Source organism: Ruegeria sp. MALMAid1280 (assembly GCF_049195285.1).
Lineage (GTDB): Bacteria > Pseudomonadota > Alphaproteobacteria > Rhodobacterales > Rhodobacteraceae > Ruegeria.
In genome coordinates this window covers 37,690-62,703 of the sequence record NZ_JBMIRT010000041.1, presented here as the reverse complement: position 1 = coordinate 62,703, position 25,014 = coordinate 37,690, and the positions used below count along the sequence as shown (strand labels likewise).

Genomic DNA, 25,014 nt, shown 5'->3' with positions numbered 1-25,014 from the left:
AGGAGACGACACCATGGCAGACCTGCTGAAAAAACCGTTCGGAACGCGCGGCAAGGTCCACGACATCACTCCGGCCAGCGCCGGGTGGCGGTATGTCGGCTTTGGCCTCTACCACCTGCGCGCGGGCGACAAAGCCGCCGAGGCCACAGGCGACCGCGAGGTTATTCTGGTCATGGTCGAAGGCAAGGCGCAGATCACCGGGGCCGGGCAGGATTGGGGAATTCTGGGCGACCGGATGAATGTGTTCGAAAAGACGCCGCCGCATTGCCTGTACCTGCCGAACGGAACCGAGTGGGAGGCCGTTGCCGAAACCGACTGCGTCATCGCAATCTGCTCGGCCCCCGGCAAAGGCGGGCATCAGGCGCGGCGCATCGGCCCTGACGGCATCACCCTCACCGAGCGCGGCAAGGGCGTGAATACCCGCTACATCAACAATATCGCGATGGAGAACGAGGATTACGCCGACAGCCTGCTGGTGACCGAGGTGTTCACGCCGAACGGGCACTGGTCGTCCTATCCCAGCCACCGCCATGACGAGGATGACTACCCCCGGATCACCTATCTGGAGGAAACCTATTATCATCGCCTCAACCCGGCCAACGGGTTCGGTATCCAGCGGGTCTATACCGATGACGGCCAGCTGGATGAGACGATGGCCGTATCCGATGGCGATGTTGTGACTGTTCCGCGCGGACATCATCCTTGCGGCGCACCCTACGGGTTTGAGATGTATTACCTGAACGTCATGGCCGGGCCTTTGCGGAAATGGCGCTTTGTTGCCGCCCCAGAGGTCGCGTGGATCATGGAGCGTGACGGATGACCGGGGACTTTGCCATCTATCCCAGCCTGAACGGCAAGACCGTCTTCATCACCGGCGGGGCGGGAGGTATCGGTGCGGAAACGGCCCGCGCTTTTGCGGCCCAAGGGGCCAGGGTCGGGTTTCTGGATATCAACGCCGACGCCGGGCACGCATTGCTGGCGGACCTGGATGGCGAACATGCCTTTGCCCAATGCGACCTGCGCGATATCGAAGAACTGCGCGTGGCATTGGACCAGCTATCGGAGGAACTGGGCGCCGCACATGTTCTGGTCAACAACGCGGCCCATGACGACCGGCACGACTGGCGCGAAGTGACACCGGACTATTGGGACGAACGTATGGCGACCAATATCCGACACATGTTCTTTGCCATCCAATCCGTCGCGCCCGCGATGATCGAACGGGGCGGTGGGGCCATCGTCAACCTCGGCTCAAACTCGTGGTGGGAGGCTGGCGCGGGCTTTCCGGCCTATGCCACCGCCAAGTCCGCCGTGCATGGCCTTACCCGCACCATGGCGCGCGAATTGGGCGATCACCGCATCCGCGTGAACACGGTGGTGCCCGGCTGGATCATGACCGAGCGCCAGAAAGACCTCTGGGTCACGCCCGAGGCGCTGGCCAAGCAGGTCGACCGCCAATGCCTGCCCGATCCGATTGATCCGGTCTACGTGGCGCGAATGGTGGTGTTTCTGGCCTCGGACGATGCCGCCATGTGCAGCGCGGGGAATTTCATGGTCGAGGGCGGTTCGATCTGAATATCAAAACTCAGGAGGCCTGATATGTCTCAACCGTTTCAACTGGCGGCTTGCGCCGAAATGCTTTGGCTGGATAAGCCAATGCACTGGCGCGTCGAACGCTTGACTGAAATGGGGTTGGGTGTGGGACTGTGGAACTGGCCTGAGTGGGATCTCGATAAACTCGACCGCGTCGGCGCGAATTTCACGATCATGAACGGCTATCTCGAAGGTCGTTTGGCGGATGATCACGGCGCAGACATGTTGCTGAAATCTGCGCGCGAAACAGTACAGATCGGCAAACGTTTGGGTGTGGATCGTTTGAACTTGCACGGAACGGGATTAGGCGATGGTGGAATACCGATCTGGCAGCACGACACCGTCACCGGAAACATGTGGTTAAAGGCGCAGGACACATTAAACCGCATCTGCGATCTGGCCGAAGAAGAGAGCGTGGTGTTCACGCTGGAAAACCTGAACCTATTGGATCACCCCGGATGTCCTTTCGGTTCAACAGCGGATGTGCTGGCGCTGGTCTCAGCAATTGATCGCCCTCAATTGCGTATCAACCTCGACCTCTACCACACGCAAATCGGCGAGGGTGATCTGATCCGATGGTGCGAGAAGTGCTTGCCCTGGATCGGAGAAGTCCAAGTTGCCGATAACCCGGGCCGATGTGAACCCGGGAGCGGTGAAGTGAATTATGTCGCCGTAGCGCGGGCGTTGAATGATATGGGCTATCGTGGACCGGTCGGGATGGAGGCCTTTGCGGCTGGCGATCCGGAAGAAGCGCTTGAAGCCTTCCAGAGCGCATTTACTCTCTGAAAGCCTATCGTTGCGGCGGCGCGCCAAAGGCACGAATAACTGCGCGCGCGGCGGCTTCGACCGGGTCGTGGGTTTCTTTCAGGATGGTGACGCGGTCGAACCTTTCGGGGTCTCGGTTCACGGCCTCGCGGAGAGCGGCGCCGAAGGCCATGCGCAGTTCAGTCCCGATGTTGAACTTGCAGATTGAGGTCTCGCGGGCAAGGCGCTTGCGTTGCTCGATCGGCACGCCGGATCCACCGTGGATCACCAATGGCACCTCGGTCATGGCGTCGATCTGGCGGATGCGGTCTTCGTCCAGACCCCCTTCCTTGTTCTGTTGCAGATGAACGTTGCCAACCGAAATTGCCATAGCGTCCACACCGCTGTCCCGCGCGAATTGCGCGGCCTCGGCCGGATCGGTGCCGTTTGAACCCTCGCCACCGGAATAGCCGACAAAACCGATCTCACCCTCGCAGGATATCCCGGCCGCGTGGGCCATCTCGGCAATTGCGGCGGTCTCGTCGATGTTCTGCTGCAGCGGCTTGCGTGAGCCGTCGAACATCAACGAAGTGAAACCGCTGTCGAGCGCGATTTTACAGTCTTCAAACGTATAGCCGTGGTCCAGATGGGCGACCACGGGGACCGAGGCATTCTCGGCCAGATGGCGGAACATCTTGCCCAGAACGGGCAACGGCGTGTGTTCGCGGCAGCTGGGGCCGGCCTGCAGGATCACGGGGGCGTTTTCGGCCTCGGCCGCGGCCACATAGGCGCGCATGTCCTCCCAGCCCAATGTGACAAGCCCGCCAACGGCGTAGCCCTGTTCATATGCGGGGGTCAGGACGTCTTTCAGCGTGACGAGGGTCATTTGAACTTCGCGATCATGTCTTTGATGCCCGGAATGGTCTCGATCTGATAGGCATGGGTCGGTTGGAAATACTGCACCAGCGAGCGCTGGCTGAGACCGCCGAGGATGGTGAAATAGTACATCTCGTATCCCGGCAAAACGCAGCAGGGGTGGTACCCCTTGTCGATGCAGATCGTTGAGCCGTCGACGATGTGATAAGCATCGCCCGGCTCATTATCCTCGCGCTGCAACATCTGCAGGCCCGACCCCCAGTTGGGTTTGAAGCGGAAGTTATAGGTCTCGTCGTGGCGGCTCTCATCCGGCAGGCGGTTGGTGTCGTGCTTGTGGCTGGGGAAGCCGGACCAGCCACCCTGACCAACCGTGAACAGCTCGCTCACCAGCAGGCGGCCGACCTTGTCGTGCTGTTTCTGCCCCAGGATGTGTTTGATCTTGCGGTGGGTTTTGGTGTCGTCGCTGCCATATTGAACAAGGTCATGCTGGCGGACGTCAAAGGGTTCCAGCACCTTGTCGTACTTGGCGCCCGCGATGAATACCTCGGCCTCGTCCGAGACGCAAACTATCTGCGCCTTGGCGCCGACCGGGACGTAAACGCCCTCGGGCTCGCCATCCCAGACGTCTTCGCCGCGATTGCCCAGCTTGACGAATTGCACACCCTCGACGTCAATATCGACGCTGCCGGTGGCCGGAACGATGCAGGTCTCATAACCCGGTACCTGATACTCGAATGCCTCGCCGCGACGCAGTTTGACGATGTTGAAATAGTTCAGCGGCACCGTCGGGTCGTCGGCATCGACGATGGGTTTGTTCTGGTTTTCATAGGGCGCGATATGCATGAGAGCCTCCTATGTGGTCGGGCCGGGATGATCGGCAAGGAACGTGTCCAGCTGCCGCGTCGTCGGCATCGCCTGAGCGCAGCCAGGTTGCGACACAACGATCGAGGCACAGGCTGACCCGCGCATGACCGCGTCTTTCAGCGAATGCCCCGCCGCGATTGACGCCAGCAGGCCGGCCATGAAACTGTCGCCCGCACCGTTGGGTTTGACCGCGGTGACCGGGTAGATGCCCGTGCGGATCTCCTGACCGTCCACCAGCGTCACCGCGCCCTGTTCGCCCATCTTGTAAATGACGATCCGGCCCGGCTTTTCGGACAGCTCCTTGGCCTTGCCAAAGCCTTTTTCGATGCCACCGGCCATGAAGCCGAACTCTTCGTCATTGCCGACGATCAGGTCACTGGCTTCCCCCGCGTGCGACAGGACGTCGGCGGCCACCTCGGGTGAGGGCCAGCTATAGGGGCGGTAATCGATGTCAAAGATCACCGGCAGCCCGGCTGCGCGGGCGTTGTCGAAGGCGCGGAAGGTGGCGCTGCGCGACGGTTCGGCGGCAAAGACAGTGCCGGCCGAGATCACGGCGGAGAAGGCGGAATAGTCGACCTTATCCATGTCCTCTTCGGTGACCTGGAAATCGACAGCCCCGTTGCGATAGATGACGTTCTGGAAGTTATCGATCCGGCTTTCATAAACGGCCAGCGACATGCGGTATTCGCCGCCGACAACCCGGATATTGGACGTGTCGACGCCATAGTGGCGCAGGCGATTCAGGCAGAACCGTCCGATTGCATCGTCCGAGACCGAGGTGATCAGCGAAGCCTGACTACCCAGCTTGACCAAACCTGCACAGATATTGGCCGACGATCCGCCCAGATCGGCGTGGAACGTGTCAGCATCTTCGCTTTTGACACCAATGGGATCGGCGAACATGTCCATGCCCGCACGCCCCAACACGGCGAACCGGTTTCCTTTGATACCGTCTATCAAAGCGCTCACGTCATACTCCTCCGGCAAGCTGGGGTCGGCAAAGTTTGGACCTTGCGTTGAATCGATTCACACGATACTCATTTTGCAACCGGTTGCAAATGATATGTTCGGAGCCGTGACAGATGCCAGAAATCGGAATTGGAATCGTAGGCGGCGGCTATATGGGCAAGGCCCATTCGGTCGCCATGTCGGCCGTGGGGGCAGTGTTCAACACGGCGCTGCGCCCGCGTCTTGAGGTGATCTGCGCCTCAAGCCCCGCAAGCGCCGAACGGTATCGATTGGCGTACGGGTTCCGCCGCGCGACCGAGGATTGGCGGGTGTTGGTCAACGACCCGGCGGTCGAGGCCATCGTCATCGCTTCACCCCAGACCACCCATCGCCAGATCGCCGAAGCGGCCTTTGCCTTGGGCAAGCCGGTGCTGTGCGAAAAGCCGCTGGGCGCGTCGATGGCGGATGGGGCGGCGATGGTAGCCGCTGCCGAGGCGGCTGGTGTCACCAACATGGTCGGCTTCAACTATGCCCGCACCCCCGCAACGCAATATGCGCGCAACCTGATCGCCGAAGGGGAATTGGGCGATATCACCTGGTTCCGGGGCGAGCATACCGAAGATTTCTATGCCGACCCCGATGCCCCGGCCACCTGGCGCACGACCGGCATGGCCAACGGCACGATGGGCGATCTGGCACCGCATATGATCAACGGCGCGCTGGCGCTGATGGGGCCAATTGCCGAGGTCATGGCCGAGGTTGAAACCGTCCACCACACCCGCCCTGGCGGTACCGTGGACAATGACGATCAAGCGCAGATCATGTGCCGCTTCGAAAACGGCGCCATGGGCAACATCCATGTCAGCCGCGTCGCGACGGGCCGCAAGATGGGCTACGCCTATGAGGTTTCGGGCACCAAAGGCGCGCTGCGTTTCGATCAGGAGGACCAGAACGCCCTGTGGTTCTATCGCCGCGAAGGCCCCGAGGCGCAGCGGGGTTTCACCAAGATTCTGACCGGCCCGGCGCATCCGGACTACGAACCCTTTTGTCAGGGTCCGGGGCACGGCACCGGTTACCAGGACCAGATCATCATCGAGGCCAAGGATTTCCTGCAGGCGATCCATACCGGGCAGCCGATTTGGCCTACCTTCCAAGACGGGCACGAGGTCAACCTTGTCGTCGCTGCGGCGCTGGCGTCATCCCGGCAGCGGCAATGGCAAAACATCCGCGATTTCTGATCGCAAACGGCAAAACACGTAAGAGAGACAAAGACCATGGCAAAGCTGAAATGGGGCATGATCGGTGGTGGCGAAGGCAGCCAGATCGGGCCCGCACACCGTCTGGGGGCGCAGGCGGACGGCATGTTCGAATTCACCGCCGGCGCGCTGGATCACCGCCCTGATGCGGGCCGGGACTACGCGCAGCGGCTGGGCGTCGCCGCCGACCGCGCCTATGGCGACTGGCAAGAGATGCTGGCCGGTGAAAAAGACCGCGCCGACCGGATCGATTTGGTGACGATTGCCACGCCAAACTCGACCCATTTCGAGATCGCCAAGGCGTTTCTCGAGGCGGGGTTCAACGTGCTTTGCGAAAAGCCGATGACCATGACCGTGGAAGAGGGCGAAGAGATCGTCCGCGTCGCCGAGGCCTCGGGCAAGATTTGCGCGGTGAACTACTGCTACTCCGCCTATCCGATGGTGCGGCAGGCGCGTGCGATGGTGCGGGCCGGTGACATTGGCAAGGTGCGTCTTGTCGTCACCAATTTCAGCCACGGCCACCATGGCGACGCCACCGACGCCGACAACCCACGCGTGCGCTGGCGCTATGATCCGGCGATGGCGGGGGTTTCGGGTCAATTCGCCGATTGCGGTATCCACGCGCTGCACATGGCCAGCTTCATCTGTGATGATGAGGTGAAGACCCTGTCCGCCGACATGGCCTCGACCATAACCAGCCGTGAACTGGAAGATGACGCCATGATCAATTTCCGGATGGAGGGCGGCACGGTGGGTCGCCTGTGGACCTCATCCGTGGCCATCGGGCGGCAGCACGGGTTCGACATTCAGGTGTTTGGCGAAACCGGTGGTCTGCGCTGGGCTTCGGAACAACCCAACCAACTGATCTACACTCCCGTTGGCGGCCGCACTCAGATCATCGAAAAGGGCGAGGGCGGTCTGCATGACGAGGTGCAGCGCCTGTCCCGTGTGGCCATTGCGCATCCCGAAGGGTTTCCGCTGGCCGTCGCGAACATCTATTGCGACCTAGCCGATGCGATCCGGGGCGAGGCCCGCGACGGTTTGCCCGACGCGTCCGACGGGGTCCGCTCGATTGCTGCCGTGCACGCGGCCGTGGCGTCGGGCAAGGAAGATGGCGCCTGGAAAGACGCGCGCCCGCCGATGTTCCGTTGATCAGGGGCGGGGCCGCAGCGTGCCCCGCTCGATCACCCGGCAGGGGAAAATCCGGGCTTCGGGATAGCGTTTGGGGTCTTTCAGCATTTCCTCGATCAGATCGACGGATGAGGTGATGATCTGCTTGATCGGCTGGTGAATGGTGGTCAGATCGATACTTTCCCACCGCGACATCTCCATATCGTTCAGGCCGATAATGCCGATATCCGTGCCCGGCTTCAGCCCGTGATCACGCAGGGCCGACAACGCGCCGATCGACAGAATATCGTCACCGCAGAAATAACCTTCGGCCGGGGTGCCCGCCAGCAGACGCAGCATCTCGGTGCGCCCGGCGTCAAAGGAATAGGCTCCGGCGAAAGAATGCGTGACCTCAAGATCGGGGTGCCTTTCGGCCTCTTCCATGAAACCGCGGTACCGGTCCATGGCCGAGGTCGCGTCCTGCGGCCCGCCCAGATACCCCAAGCGCCGATAGCCGCGCGCCAGCAGTTCGCGCGCCGCCATGCGCCCGCATTCGACATTGTCGATCCCCACGACGTGCACCTCGGGTGAGGTGGCTGAGCGCCCGAAGGTATGCACCACCGGCACGCCCGCGTCATGAAATGCCTTGGCAAAGCTGGGCGGCAGCGTCGATGAGGCGACGATGGCGGCATCCACCGAATATTGCCGCAGCATCCGCACCGAATTGGCCGGTTCGGTTTCGTCCGTCAGGTTGACGATCAACGGTCGCAGCCCGCGTTCCTGCAGGGCGCGGGTGAACTGGTCGAACACCTCAAGGAAAATCGGGTTGTGAAAGTTGTTCGAAATCAGTCCGATCAGCTTGGTCCGCCCGGTGGTCAGTGACGAGGCCAGCGCATTGGGGCTGTAGCCCAGCTCCTTTGCGGCCTTTTCAACCTTGCTGCGGGTCTTGGCGGATACCGAGGCGCCCTCGGTAAAGGTGCGTGAAACGGCCGAGCGGGACACGCCCGCCAGGGCAGCGACGTCTTTCAGGGTGACGCTCATGACTGGCGCCCGCGGATAGGGGAAAGGCTGGCAAGCGAATTCATGGTGGAAATACTACGCGTCAACGGTCAAAACTTGCAATCGGTTGCAAGCATCGGGTCCAAATTACGCCGGGTCCGTGACATTTGCGCGATCTGATAGGGGAATGGTGGGTGATGAGAGACTCGAGCTCCTGGCAAAGTGTTGCAAGCCAATGGTTTATTTGGTGCTTTGTAACCGTGTAACCGACTTTAGATCCGCCCAAATGATCAAACGTAAGCCTGGGCATCCAACCGTTCCTTAATCGGGGTCTGGGAACGACATTTTATCACGATCCCGATCTCCTGTGCGTAGGAGTTTCCCGCGCGAAGATCAAACTGTCATCTTTGTCCGTTCCAGAAGATGGGCGATCTTCGAACGCTGTCTGAGAAACGTTCTGCAAATAGATCCCAAGCCACCGTTTTGACATTGCGGTTTGCAAAAAGACGTAAGTCGACAGCCGCAGCGCTATAGAGAAGCAAATCGCTAAGTGTTTCGCCACAAAACCCACTGTTGAATTGGATCCTATATGGGCGCCGGACCCAACCGCCTTGGCGAAATAACAGGTGCTGGTCAACTGACTTTTCCCACGATCAACCTCAAAAAAGCACCTCCGGAGATAGTCATGATTTTAGCGACAAAGGTATGGTGTTTTTCCTGCTGAAGTCGATGGCCGATGAGCTTAGTGGCGACACAAAAGCACCCGAGCTTGTCGGTTGCCTTCTGGATATGACCAATGAGCTGCTCCAGGCCCTGGAGCGCCATGAGCTAATTCATTTAAAGGGCACCAACATCGACGGAACAGGATCGGTTACCGAAGCCCCGCTGTTTCCGCCTTTGCCGCCGCTTGCAGCACTGCGCCAGGTTTCTCGATAAGTGTGCCAGTGATTTAATGCGCGAAATCGAACGTCTGCGGTTGGGCTATTGTGAGGCACCGGATTTCCGGCAGGGTTGTCTGTTTTAGAATTCCCAGTCTTCGTCCTCGGTTTCGACCGCCTTGCCGATGGCATAGGGCGAGTGTGATCCCGAGAAGAAATCATGGTATTCGCTATCGGGGCTGAGCGCGGCCAGAATCGCAGGGTTCACCTTGTAACCTTTCGGTGGGAGCAGGACCTCGAAGCCAAGGTTCTGCAACGCCATGCTGGCGTTGTAGTGCAGAAAAACCTTGGCGTCTTCGGTCAGGCCAATCTCGCCATATAGCTTCTCGGTATATTGATTATCGATGCCAAACAGTTCGAACATCAGGCCAAGGGCATAGTTCTTCAGCTCCTGCTGTTCCGTCTCTGACCGCTTCTCATAATCGGTGCAAGGCGTGTCTGCACCGCTTTCTGGTTCGATATACGACGTGAGGCAAATCTCGGCTGGGTGGCATAGGCAAACGAGGCAACCGATACCGGCGTCGCCAGCTCATCCACGGTACGCGGTCTGTTTAGATCAGGATCGCCAATCATGATGACCGACGTGCGAGATGGGCACAGGACCTGGTGGCACGCGCAGGTCACAACAAAACGCTCGTGACAATCGCCAACAAGACCGCACGCATTGCCTGGGTGGTGTTGAGATGTGGAGAAAGCTACAAAACAGTGTAACGGGCAGTCCGGAAGCTTAGCATTCCCGGAATGCGTGGTGATATGACGATGGTGTGACTGCAGGGACCGCCTGTTCAACAGCCTGTAAGGAGTGGTGGCCACAAAAGGCCGGTCTTCTTGGAAGGCACTGAAACCAGCGGATCCCATCGAAGCCAGGAACCAAAAGTGCTTCGATCAAAGGTCGGATAGATTCACGCATCCAATGCCGTTGATGCTATCGAGAAAACCACCTTGCGCGGGCGGTGTACATTGATCCATTCCTTGGTGGTTACGATGTGCCAGAAACCCTCTCGTATTAAATCAACCTAAACTGTCCCATGTGTGCCGACGTCAGACAATTTACAGAGGTAGACCTGTCAGCCCGCGACCTGCGGCAGGAGGTAAACCCCTGTATCGGGTGTGCAGTTGACAACGATACGGCAACCGTAAGCTTGGCTTAACATCTCGTTGCTCAAACTGTCCTGTGGTTTGCCTTGATGCAAAATCTCTCCGTCTGACAACAGCAGAACATTGTCGGCGCACATGGCAGTCAGATTCAGGTCGTGCATGACCATCACCACCCCACCACCAGCGGCAGCGAATTCTCTTAGGAGCCGCATCACTTGTAGCTGATGCCCGATATCCAAGCTTGACACCGGTTCATCCAGAAACAACCATCTCGCTTCGTTTGATACAATTGGCTCGCATGCTTGGACCAGCACACGGGCAAGTTGGACGCGTTGTTGTTCGCCTCCTGATAATTCCTGGTAAAACCTGCCTTCAAATCCGCGTAACCCAACGCGGGTCAGTGCGTCCGTAGCAGCCCGATCGTTTTCTGTACGTCGCATTCTGCCCATGCGCACGACTTCAAGCACCGTGAACGGAAAGCTCATTGGTGTGGATTGCGGCAACACTGCACGAATCTCGGACAATTCAACCGCCGAGGCTCGGGCGATGTTTTTCCCATTCAGGGTGGCTGTGCCGCCAAAGGCAAGATCGCCGGTCAGGGCCGCCATCAGGCTGGATTTGCCTGCACCGGATGGTCCGACCAAAGCCGTTACCTGTCCGGCAGCCGCGGAAAACGAGATGTTCCGAAGGATGACCCGATGCCCATATTTCAGAGAAAGGTCTGAGACGTGCAGCATGGGTCAAAAATCCACAATTCCGCGTTGCCGCAGCAATATCCACAAAAAGAACGGCGCGCCGATGACGGCCGTAACAATCCCGATGGGCAATTCGGATGGCGAAATAATCACTCGACTGAGCATATCGGCCAGCACCAGCAATGCGGCACCCAACAGTGCGGAATTGATCAGCAAGTAACGATGATCCGGCCCGGACACCAATCGCAACAGGTGCGGTACGACAATTCCGACAAATCCGATCCCGCCACTGACCGCCACGGATGCCCCCGTTGCCGCCGCCACGACCAGCACAGCGCAAGCCTTCAGGCGCTGAACACGAATGCCGATATGTCCAGCCGCAGCTTCGCCCAACGACAAGGCGTTCAATCCATGGGCCAGAAGTGGTGAAAACAACAACGGCAATACGATCAGCGGTCCCGCGATGCTGACCTTGCTCCAGCTGCTGCCAGCCAGCGATCCCATCGACCAGAAGGTGAAGTCGCGCAGCTGCGTGTCGTCGGCCATGTAAACAAGGATACCCGTCAACGCCATCGCCAAAGCCGTCAGGGCAATGCCCGCCAACAGCATGGTCGCGACCGAGGTCCGCCCGCGCCGTGTCGCGACGCGGTACAATAGGATTGTGGTGAACCAGGCCCCGGCAAAAGCCGCCATGGGCACCAGCCAGATTGCGAAGCCGACGGCAAAGCTGAACGTGCCCCCCAGAACGATCGCGCTTGCGGCACCCAGGCTTGCTCCTGCGCTGACACCTACAATTCCGGGGTCGGCAAGCGGATTGCGAAACAAGCCCTGCAGCACGGCGCCGGACACGGCCAGGCCTGCTCCGACAATGCATCCCATGATCACGCGCGGGGCACGGATATCCATCAGGACAACACGATCCCGAAGGGATAGCTCATGTCCGCGAAACAGGTCGGAAAGTGCCCGCCAGAGCGACGTACCTGCAGAGCCGGTCGCCAAACCGGCAAGTGCGGCGGTGCAAAGAACAACCAATAGAAACCAGGTCAACCGCCGCGCTTTGGGGCTGCGGTCTCCGGTGACTGAAGCGCCGCCAACGGCGCGGTCAACCATTGCCATCGTTCAAAGCGTCAGCCAGTTCGGTTACTGCCCGACCGGTGCGAACCGAAAAGCCCAACAACAGCATTCCGTCCATGCGGATCAGGTCACGGTTCTGACCGGCGGGTGTGGCCGCGATGGCGGGGTGGGACAGGACGTCTTCATCTGTCGCCGAAGCACTGCGCGCGCCCTCCATCATCAGGATCACATCAGGAGCGGCTGTGATGATGGCCTCGTCGCCCAAAGGCTTGAAACCATCAAACCCTTGAACGGCATTTACCGCCCCGGCCATTTCGATGATGCCTTGTGCCGCAGTATCCTGCCCGGCGGCAAGAACGCGGCCTCCCTGCATGGTCAGCACAAACAGGACCCGTTTGTTCCCCAATTCGAGATGAGCTGTGGACTCGTCGATCGCATGACCCACCTGGGTTGCCAGGGTTTCGCCGTCCTCCGGCACGTGCAGAGCGTCGGCCACCGCCCTGATTTTGGCTATGACAGCCGCGCGGTCATGTCCCATCGGAATGGTTATCAGCGGCACCTGCGTTTCAGCCATTACCGCAAGCGTTTCCGGCGGTCCGGCCCCTTCTTCGGCAAGGATCAGGTCGGGGTTAACGGACAACAGCCCTTCGGCTGACAATCGGCGCACATAGCCGACGTTGGGCAGCTCGGAAACTTGGGGCGGGTGGTTGGACGTACTGTCCCGTGCCACCAACCGGTGTTCCTGACCCAAGGCATAGATGATTTCGGTGATGGAACCGCCTGCTGATACGATCCGTTGCGCAGGTTCGGCGCCCAACGCCGTTGCCGCAAGGATGAAAACGCCCGCGAGCGTCCCGAGCTTTGTGATTGGCCTGATCATGCAGAAACCTCCTCTGGCAGGGCGTCCAGCGACCAGACCAGCCGGTTCCAGGCCTCGGCGGATTTCGGCTCGGCCAGCACACCGAAGATTTGCAGGATCAGCGCACCTTCGGCATCGAACGCCTCGACCGAGATCGCATCGCCGCGCTTTGTGGCCTTGGTGGCCTGCCAGACTTCAGCAATATGATCCGAGCGCAGATGCAGGTTGAATCCGGGGTCCAGAACGTTCAGCCACGGGCCCATCTGCTTGACTTCTTTGATCGGGCCGGTGTGGATTTCGATACACCCCTGGTTGCCTACAAACACCATGATTGGCAGATCGGATTCCGCAGCCTTGTTCAGCACAATGTCCACAGCCGATGTTTCCAGGGGACGCACATAGGGTGCGCCCGCCATGCGATAAGCCCCCAGCCGGTTCAGTTTGAGCCTGCGGACCATCTGCAGGAACTGATGCGTGTCGGTGATGCCATCCCAATCAGAGCGAAGACGATCTACCTTTTCCGGGTCGACTTTGGCCGGTTCCACCTCTGCACGCGGTGAGACCGCCAGAGCGTCGGACTGATCCGGTAGCTTCAGCGCCTCGATCACCGCATCCCATTCTTCGGTCACCGAACTGTCGCGCAAAAAGATCTTGTGAACCGCATCACCTGCCGCATCGAAGATTTGCAGCGACCGACGGACGAACCCATCTTCAAGCGTTTTGGACACGGCAAACCCGTGAACCCAGTGGCGCGGGAACATGCGCAGATCGATCTCGTGATTGACGACCAGCGCTGCATGGGGACCGCCGCGATAATCGTCGTAAATGCCCACCTTTTCGATCACACAGCTTTCGTTTCGAGTAAGGGCCATCACCTCACCCAGACGAGTTACCAGTGGCATCAATTGATCCATGTCGGGGCTAAACCGGGTCACGCCATGACCAACATGCGCCGCCACCAGTTGTGCCTCGGTGATGCCAAGTTGATCGGCCAGGTCACGTTCGCGCAGCTTTGGCTGTTCAAACCGGGCGGTGCGGATTTCAGAAGGGCTTGGATGGGCCATGGTCGTCTCCATAACGGTATCAAAGCGCATTTGGCTGGGGGTGAGACGACCGGGCTGTGCACTGTTTTTTTGCAGTATTAGCCCCTGTCCTAAGCAGTCAAAGCTGTGGCATCAAGGGCACGCGTTGCTTTTCTGACAAAAATACTATGGTACTGACATGTCAAGCCCGCTAAAGACACGTCCACACGGACCGGCACGCACAGGTTTCTGCGCACGCGTCCACGCGAACACCCAGCACTGCGCGAGGTAGCATCCGAATTTCGTCTGTTTCAGGCGGGTGCATCTCTCACTGCACTTCAAGAACTCTGGGGGTTTCCATGAAATCAGCGCTAAAACTGTCTACCGCAACACTGGCACTGACAAGCGCCGCCCTGACGGCAACGTCACCTTGGGCACAGGAAGGGGATGACGTCATCCAGCTGGGCGACATCATCGTAACGGGCACCGGCATTCCGACCGAAGTTTTCCAAAGCCCCGGCTCGGTCACCGTTGTCGACTCAGGTGAAATTCGTGAAATTCCACCGGCTTCGGTTGCCAACCTGTTGTCGGACGTGCCCGGCGTGCAAGTCACCGAGAACGACCTGGACCGTATCCGCATTCGTGGCGAAGAATCCCAGCGCGTTGCTATCCTGATCGATGGCCAACGCCTGTCGGACCACAACAGATACGGCACCCCTTTATTGGTTTCTCCCACCGATATCGAGCGCATCGAGATCGTGCGTGGCCCGTCCTCGGTCGTCTCGGGCAACCGCGCCATTGGCGGTGTGGTGAACATCATCACCAAACGCGGTGCCGACAAACCCGTCGAGGTCTCTGGCTCTGCCGGTTACATCGGCGCCAATGATGGCTACCGCGCCGCTGCCAGTATCGCAGGGACGGTCAACAGTTTCGACTATCGCTTGTCTTATTCCAAACTGGACCTGAATGACCGCAAAACCCCTGATGGCGATCTGGTGCCTTCCGGCAGTGAGGAAGACGGTGTTCTGGGCTTTGTAGGTTATCGCTTTGGGAACAGCTATATTGGTTTTCGAGCCCAGGATTTTGATGCCTCGACCGAAGTGTTCACGGGCAGCCCCGATGCTCAGATCGACCTGCCCAAACGCGACTTGCGAAAATACAGCGCATTCTATGAAGGCGAAGATCTGACCTCGTGGATGTCGATGCTGAAATTCAGCGTCTATACACAAAAGGTAGACCGGTTGTTTGACAGCACGTTTGTCGGAAGCGGGTTTGCACCAACGGTCAACGCTACGTCAGACGATGAACAGACGACAAGCGGTATAACAGCAACTGCAAACTTTGAGTTTGCTCCGGGTCATCGATCGGTTGTCGGGTTGGAGTACGATGACGATCGCCTCGAAACCAACAAGGGCTCGGTTGTCAGCTTTGCGGGTCCTTTCCCGCCACCGATCACTTCGACCAGATTTTACGACGCAACAATCAAAACGGCCAGCATCTTCGGTCAACATGAAGCCACCTTCGGAAATTTCACCGCTACTATTGGTGCTCGCTATTACAACGTAGACAGCGATCTGGAAGAAAGTACCATCAATGGTGTTGCTCAACCGGGTCAAAGCAACAGTGACGATCGCTGGCTGGGTTCGGCCGGGCTGGTATACAATCTGTCAGACACGTCCATCCTGCGCGCCAATATCTCGCAGGGTTATACTTACCCGTCATTGTCTGAGCTGTACCTTTCCACCTCGGCAGGCGGTCAGGTCATCAACGGCAATCCGAACCTGCAGCCCGAAACCGCCACCAACTACGAGATCGGTGCACGGGTGGATCGTGGGAATCTGGTTTTGGACACAGCCGTGTTCTACACCGAGGCCAAGAACTACATCACCACGATCACTGATCCGAACAACCCGAGCCAGTTGATTTACGACAATGTCGACAGCGCCGACAGCTGGGGCTTTGAGATCGCGGCTGAGGTTGATCCGGGTTGGGGCGGCGTACGCCCGTACGTCATTCTGTCGAATGTCACCCGAGAATTCACCTACGCCAACGGGTTCAGCACCAAAGACAGCGGCACGCCGGAATGGACAGGTACGCTTGGGGTGCGGTCCGACTGGCAGACCGCAAGCCTCTCGGGCACATGGGATGTATTCCTTCGCGGCGAAAGCTCGGCTGAGTTGCGGGATGAGAATGGCAACATCGTCGATACCGGTACACCCACCGGCAGCAACCCGACTTCCGGGTGGACCACGCTGAACTTCCGCGGCAGTCTGGACCTGACCGAAAATGCTCTGCTGACACTTGAACTCAACAACATCCTCGACAAGTCCTACCGCGCCAACGATCAGACCCCGGCAGCGGGACGGAATATCAACCTGTTTGTGACCGCGACGTTCTGAGGCGAGGCAGCAATTGAAAGCCAAAAGGCCGCAGCTTTGACTGCGGCCTTTTTAGTGAACCCGTCCCATTTTGAGCGCTTTTCAACCCGCCCCGTCTTGCTGGCAGGCGCTCTTGGGTTTGGCTGAGGAAACCACACGCAATTTTGGTCTTTCATCTTTGTGCAACGGCCGCATTTGCCCAGCTGGGAACCTGTTGGCGAATGTCAGGCCGGACCGGATGACATCCGGATCCATCCATCCCTGCGTCAGTTGTTCAACAGTCTTGCGCGCGGCCGAGGTGTTGTCTCGTCGCATATGGTGGAGAACCAGCAGCAGCGCGGCCTCGTCAGAAGAGAGCCAATCCTTTCGATGCTCTCCAAACGGGTCGGCGTAGTCAAAAGATCCGCCCCGTAGTTTCATGACATATTTCAGGAAACGTGCAAGAAGATGCGCCGCCGGAAAGCCAATTGCGTCCCCCCATTGCTCGGTTGCAATGGTGTAGGCTCGATGCCAAGCTTGGGATTCAGGACAGTTCAGCGCGTCCAGGTGATGCCGGATGACGCTGAGCAACCCGGTTTCAAAGTCGTCCAGCGGCAAGTCAACAATAGCCACCAAACCGGCATCCGACTGTGCAACAGATGCGTGTGTCATGACGCAGTCCTCTCACGCTCGGGCAATGCCTGTGACAGCTTCACCACATTCTCGGGCAGGTCTTCGGGCGTTTGTTCTGACATGGGCGAAGCGGCATGTGCGGGAAAGCGCAGATCGGCCTCGATTGCTGCGTGCAACTTGGGTTTCAGCCTGCAACCCAATGCGCTGGCAAAATCATTTGTGGCCAGCATCGTCGACATCAGTGTGTTTTTCATATGCAATCCTTGGGTTTTACGTGCCGTGGTTGCCCGCGTCTTGCAGGCAGAGTTCAATTTGGCTGGGCGTAACTCCGAAGGATCTGAATGAGCCGCGGCTAAAAGCCAACTAAAACAGTCGGGAATTGTGGTCAATATCGATTGACACCTCTGTTGTACCGTTATTCGAGAGTTTTTGACCCGGCCGTTTGACGGGATGACCGTGTGCCAATGGCGCTGCTTTTTTGAACGACATGGCTATCCACGACCGCGACAACGCGTGTAACCAACGAAGACAAAAAGCAGGTAATTCAGTTGAAACAGTGTGTTGGATCTACCGTTTGGGCGGTGCTAGGTGAAGTTCCAATAGGCGGCGATATAGGCGCGGGAGGGGTCTCGGTTTAGTTTCTTGTAAACCGCCCGGACTTTTTGCGCTTGTGCTTTTTCGCAGGCAAACCACAGAAAATGGTTGGGAAAAGTCTCAAGTGCGATGATCCCCAGATCGGCCAGAGATTCACCGCTGTCGGGGGCAAGCCAGGTGACAGAGACACCCGATGGCGCGGTCAGCGGATACGCGCAATCCGCCCCGTTCTCTGCCTGAACGGTCACATGTCCCAGAGTGTCGGCTGGCAGGGCCTCCAAAATCCGCGCTACGGCCGGCAGGGCGGTCTCGTCAGCGAACATGACGATCCGATTTGTGCCAGGGACACCCCCACCGCCAGGGCCGACGAGGGCGACCTGCGTGCCTTCCTGCACCGTGCCAACCCATTCGGTCACACGGCCACCTTCGTGCAAGAAGACGTCAAAGTCCATCAACCCGGTGGCGTGATCAATCCAGCGGGTTGTGTAGACCGGACGATGAAGTGCCTTTTCGCCCTTGGGCCAGACGGTTGTGCCATTCTCGGACACATAGGGCCATTCCACTAAATCGTTATTCTCCGAGGGCAATACGATACGGAAGTGGATTGCATCTTCCTGAAAACTGGACAGACCATCGGCCTGAACCCGGACCCGCACAAAAGCAGTTCCGACAGGTCTCACCGACTGCACTGTGGCAAAGTGAAAATTGGGTGGTAACTCTCCGGACTTTTGCGCATCCGACCAGCGGATTTTCTCGGCGATCCCCGGCATGAATTGATCCAGCTGTTCTACAAAACCTTCTTTCAGCATGAACAACCAATCCTGGTGCTCGGCCATGACAGTAACCCGGATTCCGTCCGAAACGGCTGCAAAGCTGAGGTGACCGTGACCCGCTTCTATCGTCACGCGGGTGTCGCTATTTTCAACTACCGGCAGGTCACTTTCCTGCCCCCGATGCAGCATCACCATCTTCATGGCATTGAATTCAAGGTCAGGCAGATGGGTTTCTGCGGTGCAAGCAAACTGGGGGCGGATGGTCATAACAGTCCTTTCACGAGGGGATGACATGCGGCGTGCCGTGCACGGGATCGGCGATAACGCTACACGGCAGAGCAAAGACCTGATCCATCGTAGTTTCGGTGATCACCTCGGCCGGAGTGCCCGAACGGCGCACCCGCCCGTCTTTGAGCGCAATGATGTGATCGGCGAACCTTGAGGCCAGATTGATGTCGTGCAGCACCATGGCCACGGTGTGCCCCGTTTCGCGGTTCAGTCGCTGCACCAGCGTCAGCAGCTCGATCTGGTGGGGCAGGTCCAGATAGGTCGTCGGTTCATCCAGCAACAGGATATCGGTCTCCTGTGCCAGTGCCATGGCAATCCACGCCCGCTGCCGTTGCCCGCCGGACAATGCGTTTAGTGGACGGCTCGCGTTATGGGTCATTCCCGTCAATTCAAGCGCTTGATCAACAGCATGAGCATCCGCTTTGGACCATTGCCGCAGGGCCGACTGATGTGGCGTGCGGCCCCGCGTAACCAGATCACGCACGGACAACCCTTCCGGGGCGGTGGGCATCTGTGGCAGGATTGCGAGCCGCCGCGCGACTGAGCGGCTGTTTTGCGCGTGAATGGCTTTGCCGTCCAGAATGACCTGCCCTTTGTGGACCGATTGCAGGCGCGCCAAAGACCGCAGCAACGTCGATTTTCCGCAGGCGTTTGGGCCGACAATGACGGTCAGTTGGCCGTCGGGAATGGTGACGAACAGCTCTTTCAGCACCGGCGTTTTGCCGAAGGATACGAACAGATCCTTGGCCATCAGGCGTGAGGGTTGGACCATGTCAGAGAGTTCCTTTTCTGAATTGCACCAAAAGCAACCACATCAGCACAGGTGCACCGATGATTGCGGTGAAAACTCCGGCAGGCAGCTGCACCATCGGCGTTGAACGTGCGGCCATGTCAGCCAACAGCGTGACCACAGCACCCACCATTGCTGCCTGAAAAAGCGCCGGTTTGCCGCCGCGCAGCAACTGTCGGGCGATGGGGCCGGAGACGAAGGCAATGAAGGGTAGGGGGCCTGCAACACTGACCCCCAACGCCACCAGCGCCACGGCGGTGGCGGTGACCATCAGGCGCAAGGGCGACAAGGCCAGCCCCAAACCCACTGCGATATCATCCGCCATCGCCAGACGCGTCAGCGGGAATTGCAAACACAACGTCAGCGGCGCCAGCACGACCACTCCAGCCCAGATCAGCCGCACGTCTCCCCAGTTGCGGCTGTTCAGGGTGCCAACCAGCCACCTGGACATTTCAGCAGCGCTCAGCTCATCGAGTTTTGACAGCAACAGGTCTGCTCCGGCAGTCAGAGTCAGGCTGGCCCCGATTCCGATCAGGATCAGCCGATAAGGGTGCAGGCCGTCCTTCCACGCGAGAGCGGTCACGGCGATGGCGGTCAGTATTCCGCCGATCAGCGCACCCAGCAGAACGAACCCACCTGTCAGGATCATCGCCAAAATAGCGCCGCAACTGGCCCCGGCACTGAAACCGATCACATCAGGCGAGGCGAGCGGATTGCGTAGCATGGTCTGGAACATCGCGCCGGTCAGCCCAAACGCGCCCCCTGCTCCGATTGCTGTCAGAATGCGAGGCAGGCGGTGATCCACCACGATCATGCGATGCATGTCCTCGGCTTGTCCGGTCAACGCAGCCCAGATTTGCGCAAAGCTGAGACGAAACGCCCCCAACTGGATCGAGGCCAGCAGAACGATCAGGACCAACAGCAACAAAGTGACCGTGACCGAAACCGCGCGGGGCGACAGTTGGAATGACAGGAACGGAAGTCGCAGGATCATAGTTTTTGCACCCCATTGCGTCGCACCAGCCAGATCAGAACCGGACCGCCAATCAGCGCCGACATCACTCCGGCCTGCATGTTGCCTCCGAACAAAGCCAGACGGCCCAGTAGGTCGGCGGCGACCATCAGAACGGCGCCCAAGGTGGTGGAAAACAGCAGCATCCAACGGATATCGGCGCCCGCGACCCAGCGGGCCAGATGCGGCACGATCAGGCCGACAAAGGCAATCGGTCCGGCCATTGAGACGGTCGCTCCGCAGAGGATAACAATGGCCAACCCGATCATGATCTGCGCCATCCCGACGCGCACGCCCAATCCCCGCGCCGTGTCCTCGCCCAACATCAGGGCGTTCAGTGCAAAACTGGCGATTACTGCAGTCACAATCCCGACCGCAAAAAAGGGCAGCAGGGCCTGGATAGTGTGGAAATCAATTCCGTCAAAACCGCCCAAAACCCAGAATCGGTAGACATCCAGTGTCTGCTGACTGACCAGCAGCAACGAGCGACTAAGTGCAAGAAACAGCGCGGAAACTGCGGCACCGGCCAGAATCAGGCGGGCCGGGTTTGCCTGGTTACCGCCGCCCAGCAGGAATACCAGCGCCGAGGCAGTGAAAGCTCCGCCCAAGGCAACCCAGACAAAAGCGCCCGGATCGGTGATGCCCAGCAAGAGGATGCACAGCACCACCCCCATCGACGCACCGGCATTGACGCCAAGAAAGCCCGGATCGGCCAGCGGGTTTCGGGTCATGCCCTGCATCAATGCTCCGGCCATACCTAGTGAAGCACCGGCAAGCATCGCGCCCACCAGACGCGGCAGACGTATCTCTCGGACTACGATCTGATCCGGGTTCAGCGGATCGAACGTGACGAGGGCGGGCCATATCGTCGACCACCCGGTCGGGCGCAACCCGAACCGCAAGGCGGCAAAAGACAGGATCAGCAGAGCCAACACAGATACGCAAAGCCACCGGCCCCGTACATCTGTGTTGGGTGTTTCCGAGGGAACGGAAGCTGTGTGTGCTGCCATGTCAAAAGCCCTCTGACAGGATGCCGGCATCGCGGGACGACCGGACGACTGTTGCGGAATCGCCATCCATTGCGGCCTCGAGCAGAGGCACGATGCGGTCCAGCGCATAATCCAGGCTCAGCGGGCTGGAATGAGACAACGCGGCCGAGAGCAGCGGGTCGGCATATACTTCACGTCCTTCCTTGTAGGCCCGCATGGTCGGGCGCAGGGGTTTACGGTGCAGCGCCGACACTGAGGTTCCGGCGTCGATCCAAACCAGTGCATCGACATCGATAGGCGACAGATCCTCGGCCGGGATTAGCACGTAGAAATTGTCCAGCGTGCCACGCGCGTTGATTGCGTCGGGAACTTTGAAACCCAGGTCCTCAAGAAAGCGGCCGCGAATGTCACGGCTGGTGTACGCCCCGGTCTGCCCGGCCCAGACCATAGCCGAACTGGCACCCTGCCAATCCGGGTGTGTTTCGCGGATTGTTGCAAATCGGTCCTCGATCCGCTTGATCCACTGTTCGGCTTCGGCCGATTTACCGGTTGCAATCCCGGCGGTGCGCTGCATTTCCTGCCATGGCGTACCAAAGTCGCCATATTCGGCTTTTGGGGGAACGGTCGGAGCGATCTGAGACAACAAGGCATAGTCCCGAGCGGTGATGCCAGACCATTGCCCCATGATCAGGTCGGGTTGCATGGTGGCGATTTGCTCGATGTTGATTTCACCTTGCATGACAACGGGTTGCGCGTTGCCTAACGCCGCATGCCCCCAAGGCCAGACACCGTAAGGATCAGTGCCATACCATTTTCGCAAAGCATAGGGTTTGACTCCAAGCGCCAACAGGAAATCATGGCCGATAAAGCTGAGCGAAACGATCTTTTTCGGCGCGCTGTCAATTCGCGTGGTGCCGTATTTATGCTGAATTTCGACCGGAAACGAGTCGGCACCCGCCGCGACGGGGCAGAGTGCCAATGCAATACAGGTCATCAATGTTCGCAGCATCACATGCGTTCCCTCAGTTTGTGATCCGGGCGGGACGAACCCACCCGGATCGGTTTCACATCAAAATGTCCGGCTAAGCGAAAACTCGATCGTGCGGCCGGCGCCATAGGCGCATCCGCCCGCTTGCGAGATGTCGAGTCCGGGGAACAGACCCAGAATGCCTGTGCCGTCGATCTGGCAGTAGGTCACGTATTCCTTGTCCGCCAGATTCCGGGCCGCCAGTGTCGCGGTCCAACCGTCCCACTGATAGGTTGCCGATGCGTCAAACACGGTGACATCACCCACTTCGAAGGCCGCGGTGTTGGCATTGTCCGAGAACCGCTCGCCAGTGTAACGCGCACCGGCGCCGATCCGCAGACCCGGAGTCTGAGCTACATCGTAGGCGACCCACAGCGAGGCTGAATGTTCGGGGATGCGCGCCAGTTTGTTGCCCTGATTGGTTGCGTTCTGGGTGATCTCGGCATCGATGAAGTTGTAGGCACCCAGTACCGAAATGCCGTTGTTGAAGGCATAGTTGGCCGCAACTTCAACACCTTTCGACTGAACCTCTCCGACCTGTTCGAACGCACCGGGGACACCAGCGACAGCCGAAGGGGTGTCCTTTTTGGTGATGTCGAAATAGGTGATCGACAGCAGGGAATTCATGCCCAGCGGACGGAATTTTGCGCCGACCTCCCAGGATTCCGACTGTTCGACGTCCAACGGCTGGCCGGTGACATCTACGCCATTGGGTGGCAGGTTGAACGACCGCGCGACTGCAGCATACAGGCTAACCCCGTTGTCGAAATTGTAGGACGCCCCCAGGTTTGCACTGGTGAAATGCTGTGAGTTGTCCAGGCTTGATGTCGCATTTCCAAGGATAGGCGACACAGAGCTGGCGGTGCCCGAGATATCGATCCAGTCGTGACGCAGAGACGCGTCTACGATCACGTTGTTGCCAATTTCAAAGTTACTCAGAAGGTAAAGGCCGGTCTGCTTGATTTTCTGGTCGATGCCAGAGGTCAGCAGCGTGCCGGTGGGGATACCCGGAATACCCACGATCTGGCCTGTCCGGTACAGAGACACGCCGCCAAAGGCATAGGACTGGGACCCATCATTGTCGCTTTGGTAATAGTCCAACCCACCGATGACGGTCGCATTGACGTTGCCAAGGCTGAATTCCTTGGCCACACCATTGTCGAACGTTGCCTGTTTGGCTGTGTCGTTGGTATCGAAGTTCACCAGAATGCCAGCATCAACACCGTTCGGAACTGCAGGCTGGCCAGCCAGGATTGCGGAAGAGAAGAACCCGGCCGCATAACCCGTCTTGTTGGTCCAGTCGTTATACGCGTACCGTGCGCGCGACCGGAAGGTGAACCCATCGCCGAACTCGTGATCCAGCTCGTAACCGACATAGCTCTGAGTAGTTTCGATATCGTTGCGGTTCGGGTTGTTCGAATAGAAGTCGTTGCCGTAGCTCATCACCGGGTTAGGCAGCTGCGATCCATATTGGGGGACCAGGATGTAGGTGTCCGGGACGTCATCCCGTTGGTACTGGGCAAAAACGTTCAGATTTGTCTGATCATTCGGACGCCATGTCACAGAGGGGGCAAAGTACAGACGGCTCTGATCTGTTTCGCCGTACTGCGTGCCGAGTTCGCCGCCCAGAGCAACGAAGCGATACGCCAATTCGTCCGAGACCGCGGCGGTCGTATCCACCCCAAGCTCCAGACCGCCATGTTCCGAAGTACGGGCCAGAATCTGGGTGCTGTTTTCGAAGGTCGGGCGTTTGGTGATGACGTTGACCAGACCGCCGGGCTGGCTGGCGCCGTACAGGCTCGAGGCTGGTCCGCGAAGAACCTCAATCCGGTCCACACCAAAGGTTTCCATGCGCCAGCCTGCAAAACCATACAAGCGCAGGGGCATGCCGTCGCGATAGATGTTCGAGTTCTGAATCTCGAACCCCCGAATGGCGAACTGGTCATAGCGGCCATCCGCGCCGAAGGTTTGCGTGGTTACCCCGGGGGCGTAAGAGATCGCCGCCTCAAGCGTAGTGGCACCCTGATCGTTGATCTGTTGGGGCGAGATGACGGTAATCGCTCGCGGCGTGGTTGCGATATCTGTCGACAGGCCACGCAGTGATGTTTGCGCATCTTCTGTTGCGTAACCTTCGAACTCGCTCTGCTGACCAAATTGCTTACCCTGCACAACAATTGTGTCCAGAGCGAGTGAATCCGTTTCGGTCTGGGCGTGCACAGCCTGAGCCGCAAGGCCGACGGAAACTGCGAGCGGGCCTGCTGCCAGAACCCTGCTTCGTGTTGGCATAGTAATACTCCGAACGCCAACGGCCTGCGCTGACGCATTGTGTTTGAAACACGAAAGCACGCCCATCTCGCCTGGGTGTTTTCACCTCAGAACGGGCTTGCTGTCCCTCATTTTCTGGCTGGACGTCCGGTCGATGATCTCATCGAAATTGTCTTGCTTAGGTGCATGATTTCCACGCACTAGATGTCT

At 58.9% G+C, this 25,014-nt stretch carries 23 protein-coding genes and 1 pseudogene; 7 read left to right on the top strand and 17 right to left on the bottom strand.

Features of this window, described 5'->3' with window-relative positions; genetic code table 11:
* Window positions 1-13: 13 nt before the first annotated feature.
* From iolB to ACOQFT_RS06425, 3 genes are read left to right on the top strand one after another with little or no spacing between them, the layout of a single operon-like run.
* A complete protein-coding gene (gene iolB / locus ACOQFT_RS06435; protein WP_421597130.1) occupies window positions 14-820 on the top strand; it encodes a 5-deoxy-glucuronate isomerase in 807 nt (268 codons plus the stop codon).
* Window positions 817-1,575 carry an SDR family NAD(P)-dependent oxidoreductase gene (locus tag ACOQFT_RS06430; protein WP_421597129.1) on the top strand — a complete coding sequence of 253 codons (759 nt, stop codon included), beginning with the start codon at window positions 817-819 and terminating at the stop codon, window positions 1,573-1,575. The genes iolB and ACOQFT_RS06430 overlap by 4 nt, the downstream gene beginning before the upstream one ends.
* 24 nt (window positions 1,576-1,599) lie before the next feature.
* On the top strand, window positions 1,600-2,379 hold the full coding sequence (locus tag ACOQFT_RS06425) for a TIM barrel protein (RefSeq protein WP_421597128.1): 780 nt from the start codon (window positions 1,600-1,602) through the stop codon (window positions 2,377-2,379).
* A gap of 4 nt (window positions 2,380-2,383) precedes the next feature.
* On the opposite strand, the gene ACOQFT_RS06420 is transcribed toward ACOQFT_RS06425, so the two are convergent.
* From ACOQFT_RS06420 to iolC, 3 genes are read right to left on the bottom strand one after another with little or no spacing between them, the layout of a single operon-like run.
* Window positions 2,384-3,223 (bottom strand): class II fructose-bisphosphate aldolase, encoded by an 840-nt coding sequence (locus ACOQFT_RS06420; protein ID WP_421597127.1) that lies wholly within the window; start codon window positions 3,221-3,223, stop codon window positions 2,384-2,386.
* Complete coding sequence (locus tag ACOQFT_RS06415; RefSeq protein WP_421597126.1) at window positions 3,220-4,056, bottom strand: 5-deoxy-glucuronate isomerase; 837 nt, start codon at window positions 4,054-4,056, stop codon at window positions 3,220-3,222. Before ACOQFT_RS06415 ends, ACOQFT_RS06420 begins: the two co-directional genes overlap by 4 nt.
* A 9-nt stretch (window positions 4,057-4,065) precedes the next feature.
* Window positions 4,066-5,046: a 5-dehydro-2-deoxygluconokinase gene (gene iolC, locus ACOQFT_RS06410; protein ID WP_421597125.1), complete on the bottom strand. Its 981-nt coding sequence runs from the start codon at window positions 5,044-5,046 to the stop codon at window positions 4,066-4,068.
* A 113-nt stretch (window positions 5,047-5,159) separates the two neighbouring features.
* Here iolC and ACOQFT_RS06405 point away from each other — a divergent pair, with 113 nt between their 5' ends.
* Window positions 5,160-6,263 carry a Gfo/Idh/MocA family protein gene (locus tag ACOQFT_RS06405; protein ID WP_421597124.1) on the top strand — a complete coding sequence of 368 codons (1,104 nt, stop codon included), beginning with the start codon at window positions 5,160-5,162 and terminating at the stop codon, window positions 6,261-6,263.
* Window positions 6,264-6,299: 36 nt separating this feature from the next.
* On the top strand, window positions 6,300-7,433 hold the full coding sequence (locus ACOQFT_RS06400; RefSeq protein ID WP_421597123.1) for a Gfo/Idh/MocA family protein: 1,134 nt from the start codon (window positions 6,300-6,302) through the stop codon (window positions 7,431-7,433).
* On the opposite strand, the gene ACOQFT_RS06395 is transcribed toward ACOQFT_RS06400, so the two are convergent.
* The gene (locus ACOQFT_RS06395; RefSeq protein WP_421597122.1) at window positions 7,434-8,432 is read right to left on the bottom strand and encodes a LacI family DNA-binding transcriptional regulator; all 999 of its coding nucleotides are present in this window, start codon (window positions 8,430-8,432) and stop codon (window positions 7,434-7,436) included.
* Between the two features lie 663 nt (window positions 8,433-9,095).
* Here ACOQFT_RS06395 and ACOQFT_RS06390 point away from each other — a divergent pair.
* Complete coding sequence (locus ACOQFT_RS06390; RefSeq protein WP_421597121.1) at window positions 9,096-9,326, top strand: hypothetical protein; 231 nt, start codon at window positions 9,096-9,098, stop codon at window positions 9,324-9,326.
* Between the two features lie 84 nt (window positions 9,327-9,410).
* Here ACOQFT_RS06390 and ACOQFT_RS06385 read toward each other — a convergent pair.
* The 5 genes and pseudogenes from ACOQFT_RS06385 to ACOQFT_RS06365 all read right to left on the bottom strand — a co-directional run.
* Window positions 9,411-9,746, bottom strand: a pseudogene (locus tag ACOQFT_RS06385) (ribonucleotide-diphosphate reductase subunit beta); the annotation flags it as partial.
* A 649-nt stretch (window positions 9,747-10,395) separates the two neighbouring features.
* Complete coding sequence (locus tag ACOQFT_RS06380; protein ID WP_421597120.1) at window positions 10,396-11,163, bottom strand: heme ABC transporter ATP-binding protein; 768 nt, start codon at window positions 11,161-11,163, stop codon at window positions 10,396-10,398.
* Between the two features lie 3 nt (window positions 11,164-11,166).
* Window positions 11,167-12,237 carry a FecCD family ABC transporter permease gene (locus ACOQFT_RS06375; RefSeq protein ID WP_421597119.1) on the bottom strand — a complete coding sequence of 357 codons (1,071 nt, stop codon included), beginning with the start codon at window positions 12,235-12,237 and terminating at the stop codon, window positions 11,167-11,169.
* A complete protein-coding gene (locus tag ACOQFT_RS06370) occupies window positions 12,224-13,075 on the bottom strand; it encodes a heme/hemin ABC transporter substrate-binding protein (protein WP_421597118.1) in 852 nt (283 codons plus the stop codon). The genes ACOQFT_RS06375 and ACOQFT_RS06370 overlap by 14 nt, the downstream gene beginning before the upstream one ends.
* Window positions 13,072-14,118, bottom strand: a complete 1,047-nt coding sequence (locus ACOQFT_RS06365; protein ID WP_421597117.1) for a hemin-degrading factor — start codon at window positions 14,116-14,118, stop codon at window positions 13,072-13,074. Before ACOQFT_RS06365 ends, ACOQFT_RS06370 begins: the two co-directional genes overlap by 4 nt.
* A 317-nt stretch (window positions 14,119-14,435) precedes the next feature.
* Here ACOQFT_RS06365 and ACOQFT_RS06360 point away from each other — a divergent pair, with 317 nt between their 5' ends.
* Window positions 14,436-16,475: a TonB-dependent receptor gene (locus tag ACOQFT_RS06360; protein WP_421597116.1), complete on the top strand. Its 2,040-nt coding sequence runs from the start codon at window positions 14,436-14,438 to the stop codon at window positions 16,473-16,475.
* Window positions 16,476-16,556: 81 nt separating this feature from the next.
* On the opposite strand, the gene ACOQFT_RS06355 is transcribed toward ACOQFT_RS06360, so the two are convergent.
* The 8 genes from ACOQFT_RS06355 to ACOQFT_RS06320 form a co-directional block, all read right to left on the bottom strand.
* Window positions 16,557-17,105, bottom strand: coding sequence for a hypothetical protein (locus ACOQFT_RS06355; protein WP_421597115.1), 549 nt, complete (start codon window positions 17,103-17,105; stop codon window positions 16,557-16,559).
* Window positions 17,102-17,320, bottom strand: a complete 219-nt coding sequence (locus ACOQFT_RS06350) for a hypothetical protein (RefSeq protein ID WP_421597114.1) — start codon at window positions 17,318-17,320, stop codon at window positions 17,102-17,104. The genes ACOQFT_RS06355 and ACOQFT_RS06350 overlap by 4 nt, the downstream gene beginning before the upstream one ends.
* 330 nt (window positions 17,321-17,650) lie before the next feature.
* A complete protein-coding gene (locus ACOQFT_RS06345; protein WP_421597113.1) occupies window positions 17,651-18,700 on the bottom strand; it encodes a siderophore-interacting protein in 1,050 nt (349 codons plus the stop codon).
* Between the two features lie 10 nt (window positions 18,701-18,710).
* Entirely contained in the window at window positions 18,711-19,493 is a 783-nt protein-coding gene (locus ACOQFT_RS06340; protein WP_421597112.1) for an ABC transporter ATP-binding protein, read from the bottom strand.
* A 1-nt stretch (window position 19,494) separates the two neighbouring features.
* Window positions 19,495-20,505 carry a FecCD family ABC transporter permease gene (locus ACOQFT_RS06335; protein ID WP_421597111.1) on the bottom strand — a complete coding sequence of 337 codons (1,011 nt, stop codon included), beginning with the start codon at window positions 20,503-20,505 and terminating at the stop codon, window positions 19,495-19,497.
* Window positions 20,502-21,533: a FecCD family ABC transporter permease gene (locus ACOQFT_RS06330; protein WP_421597110.1), complete on the bottom strand. Its 1,032-nt coding sequence runs from the start codon at window positions 21,531-21,533 to the stop codon at window positions 20,502-20,504. Before ACOQFT_RS06330 ends, ACOQFT_RS06335 begins: the two co-directional genes overlap by 4 nt.
* A 1-nt stretch (window position 21,534) precedes the next feature.
* The gene (locus ACOQFT_RS06325; protein ID WP_421597109.1) at window positions 21,535-22,521 is read right to left on the bottom strand and encodes an ABC transporter substrate-binding protein; all 987 of its coding nucleotides are present in this window, start codon (window positions 22,519-22,521) and stop codon (window positions 21,535-21,537) included.
* Window positions 22,522-22,581: 60 nt separating this feature from the next.
* The gene (locus ACOQFT_RS06320; RefSeq protein ID WP_421597108.1) at window positions 22,582-24,825 is read right to left on the bottom strand and encodes a TonB-dependent siderophore receptor; all 2,244 of its coding nucleotides are present in this window, start codon (window positions 24,823-24,825) and stop codon (window positions 22,582-22,584) included.
* Between the last annotated feature and the right edge of the window lie 189 nt (window positions 24,826-25,014).

What these genes read in the sequence shown, in the direction of transcription:
- iolB (WP_421597130.1), top strand. Translation starts at nt 14, where the DNA reads ATGGCAGACCTGCTGAAAAAACCGTTCGGAACGCGCGGCAAGGTCCAC.
- ACOQFT_RS06430 (WP_421597129.1), top strand. Translation starts at nt 817, where the DNA reads ATGACCGGGGACTTTGCCATCTATCCCAGCCTGAACGGCAAGACCGTC.
- ACOQFT_RS06425 (WP_421597128.1), top strand. Translation starts at nt 1,600, where the DNA reads ATGTCTCAACCGTTTCAACTGGCGGCTTGCGCCGAAATGCTTTGGCTG.
- ACOQFT_RS06420 (WP_421597127.1), bottom strand. Translation starts at nt 3,223, where the DNA reads ATGACCCTCGTCACGCTGAAAGACGTCCTGACCCCCGCATATGAACAG.
- ACOQFT_RS06415 (WP_421597126.1), bottom strand. Translation starts at nt 4,056, where the DNA reads ATGCATATCGCGCCCTATGAAAACCAGAACAAACCCATCGTCGATGCC.
- ACOQFT_RS06405 (WP_421597124.1), top strand. Translation starts at nt 5,160, where the DNA reads ATGCCAGAAATCGGAATTGGAATCGTAGGCGGCGGCTATATGGGCAAG.
- ACOQFT_RS06400 (WP_421597123.1), top strand. Translation starts at nt 6,300, where the DNA reads ATGGCAAAGCTGAAATGGGGCATGATCGGTGGTGGCGAAGGCAGCCAG.
- ACOQFT_RS06395 (WP_421597122.1), bottom strand. Translation starts at nt 8,432, where the DNA reads ATGAGCGTCACCCTGAAAGACGTCGCTGCCCTGGCGGGCGTGTCCCGC.
- ACOQFT_RS06390 (WP_421597121.1), top strand. Translation starts at nt 9,096, where the DNA reads ATGGTGTTTTTCCTGCTGAAGTCGATGGCCGATGAGCTTAGTGGCGAC.
- ACOQFT_RS06380 (WP_421597120.1), bottom strand. Translation starts at nt 11,163, where the DNA reads ATGCTGCACGTCTCAGACCTTTCTCTGAAATATGGGCATCGGGTCATC.
- ACOQFT_RS06375 (WP_421597119.1), bottom strand. Translation starts at nt 12,237, where the DNA reads ATGGCAATGGTTGACCGCGCCGTTGGCGGCGCTTCAGTCACCGGAGAC.
- ACOQFT_RS06370 (WP_421597118.1), bottom strand. Translation starts at nt 13,075, where the DNA reads ATGATCAGGCCAATCACAAAGCTCGGGACGCTCGCGGGCGTTTTCATC.
- ACOQFT_RS06365 (WP_421597117.1), bottom strand. Translation starts at nt 14,118, where the DNA reads ATGGCCCATCCAAGCCCTTCTGAAATCCGCACCGCCCGGTTTGAACAG.
- ACOQFT_RS06360 (WP_421597116.1), top strand. Translation starts at nt 14,436, where the DNA reads ATGAAATCAGCGCTAAAACTGTCTACCGCAACACTGGCACTGACAAGC.
- ACOQFT_RS06355 (WP_421597115.1), bottom strand. Translation starts at nt 17,105, where the DNA reads ATGACACACGCATCTGTTGCACAGTCGGATGCCGGTTTGGTGGCTATT.
- ACOQFT_RS06350 (WP_421597114.1), bottom strand. Translation starts at nt 17,320, where the DNA reads ATGAAAAACACACTGATGTCGACGATGCTGGCCACAAATGATTTTGCC.
- ACOQFT_RS06345 (WP_421597113.1), bottom strand. Translation starts at nt 18,700, where the DNA reads ATGACCATCCGCCCCCAGTTTGCTTGCACCGCAGAAACCCATCTGCCT.
- ACOQFT_RS06340 (WP_421597112.1), bottom strand. Translation starts at nt 19,493, where the DNA reads ATGGTCCAACCCTCACGCCTGATGGCCAAGGATCTGTTCGTATCCTTC.
- ACOQFT_RS06335 (WP_421597111.1), bottom strand. Translation starts at nt 20,505, where the DNA reads ATGATCCTGCGACTTCCGTTCCTGTCATTCCAACTGTCGCCCCGCGCG.
- ACOQFT_RS06330 (WP_421597110.1), bottom strand. Translation starts at nt 21,533, where the DNA reads ATGGCAGCACACACAGCTTCCGTTCCCTCGGAAACACCCAACACAGAT.
- ACOQFT_RS06325 (WP_421597109.1), bottom strand. Translation starts at nt 22,521, where the DNA reads ATGCTGCGAACATTGATGACCTGTATTGCATTGGCACTCTGCCCCGTC.
- ACOQFT_RS06320 (WP_421597108.1), bottom strand. Translation starts at nt 24,825, where the DNA reads ATGCCAACACGAAGCAGGGTTCTGGCAGCAGGCCCGCTCGCAGTTTCC.